Consider the following 1,564-nt stretch of genomic DNA (forward strand, 5'->3'; position numbering starts at 1 on the left):
GGCGCGCGATCTTGTTGATCAACGGCTGGTAGAGCACGACCACCCGCTCGCGCAGCTCGTCGGCCCTGGGGTCGTCTTCGGCGAGCTCACGCAGCTGGGAGATCAGCTCCTCGGGGCGGACCTCCCCGGTCTCCCGGACCTCTCCGGTCCCCGTGTCCTCGGGGACGGTGTCCTCGACCGGCCTGCGCGGTCTGGGGATCACGGGCAACCGGTCGGTGACGGTCGTTGACGTGTGTGTTTCGTTGAGAGACGTGGACAAGAGGAAACCCCCCGGTGCTCTGTCCTGTGTGCTCATGTACCTGCCTGGGCAGGACACCGGCGGCGCGATCCCGCGCGCGACCCGCGGGGCCGGTGGCCCTGTGGCTGGCGGGACAGCCGCGATGCACAGACTAGGTTCCCTCAGGAACGGCTTCAAAAGCCGCGAATACAAATTTTTCTACAATAAGACAATTATCTTGCAAAAAGCGACAAATTGCCTCAACTTCGACACGGGACGCCTTTTCGTCCCGTGGCCCCTCTCCCGGTGCTCCCGAGGCACCGCGACCGGCTCCCCCGCCGAGGGGACCCGCGTCGGTCGGATACACAGTCGCACGGTTCCGGGCTCCGGACGCGAACCGACACGTGCGCGAGGCGTCCGCCGCGCCCGCCTCCGGCACCGGGGTGGGCGGCGGACCGGGGTCGCGGGCGCCGCCGGAAGGGCCTGCGGACCGGGGTTCCGCGGGACCCGGGGGCACCGGTTCCGGGCGCCCGGGCCCGGCGGAGTCGGGGGGAGGGACGCCTAGGGAGCCCGGGCCTACCTCGGTGTCAGCGGGCTGGCGAGGAGCAGCCCGGCCCCCGTGGCCGTGCCCGCGCCGACACCGCCCAGGCACAGTTCCTGGAGCGCCTCGCTGTCACGCACCACGGCCTCGCCGGTGAAGTGGTACCGCGCGGGCCTGCCGCCCAGGTGCTTCCACCGCACCGAGGTGACGTCCAGCGCGCCCGAGAACTTGCCGTCCAGCCAGCCCTCGAACTCCTCCTCCGGAAGGGGGGCCCGCTTGCCGCGCGGGCGCGCCCCCTCACCGGCGGCCCCGGCTCCGCGCGGCGCGGTGGGCGCCGTGATGAGCTCCCAGCGGACGGTCTCGCCCTCGGAGTAGCGCGGCATCGGGTGGATCGCGGCGGAGGTCGCGCCGGGGACCTTGCCCCAGGCTGGGGCGGTGTCGGAGCTGACCACCAGCGTGCTCGGCGAGGTGCGCGCCCACAGCACGCGGGCGTCGGACTCGGGGTCGGGATCGACCGCTCTGCGCACGGCCTGCCCCATGACCGCCCACTGGTCCATCCGGGCGCTGCGCTTGGGGTCGAGGTTGATGCGGGACAGGTACAAGGAGTTCCCCTCCGGGGCGTCCCCGCCGGGGCGGGGGTCGGTGTTCGTGTTCGGTCGCGGGCCGTCGAGGATCGCCTCCGCCCGGAACGGAGTTCCCACTGTACGAGGCGCCGGACCCCGGGTCGGACCGTCCCACGGCGCCGTCGTCGGGCATGGCTAGAGTACGCACCATGCACGAACACGGCGCCTTACCTCCCCAGGGCC

At 72.4% G+C, this 1,564-nt stretch carries 1 protein-coding gene and 1 pseudogene; both read right to left on the minus strand.

The window, feature by feature from the left end; genetic code table 11:
* Positions 1–202: pseudogene (locus tag DQW06_RS20950) on the minus strand (B/F/G family RNA polymerase sigma-70 factor); the annotation flags it as partial.
* A gap of 591 nt (positions 203–793) precedes the next feature.
* The gene (locus tag DQW06_RS20955) at positions 794–1,360 is read right to left on the minus strand and encodes a type I-E CRISPR-associated protein Cas6/Cse3/CasE (protein WP_117199147.1); all 567 of its coding nucleotides are present in this window, start codon (positions 1,358–1,360) and stop codon (positions 794–796) included.
* Between the last annotated feature and the right edge of the window lie 204 nt (positions 1,361–1,564).

The organism is Nocardiopsis sp. TNDT3 (genome assembly GCF_003427465.1).
GTDB lineage: Bacteria > Actinomycetota > Actinomycetes > Streptosporangiales > Streptosporangiaceae > Nocardiopsis > Nocardiopsis dassonvillei.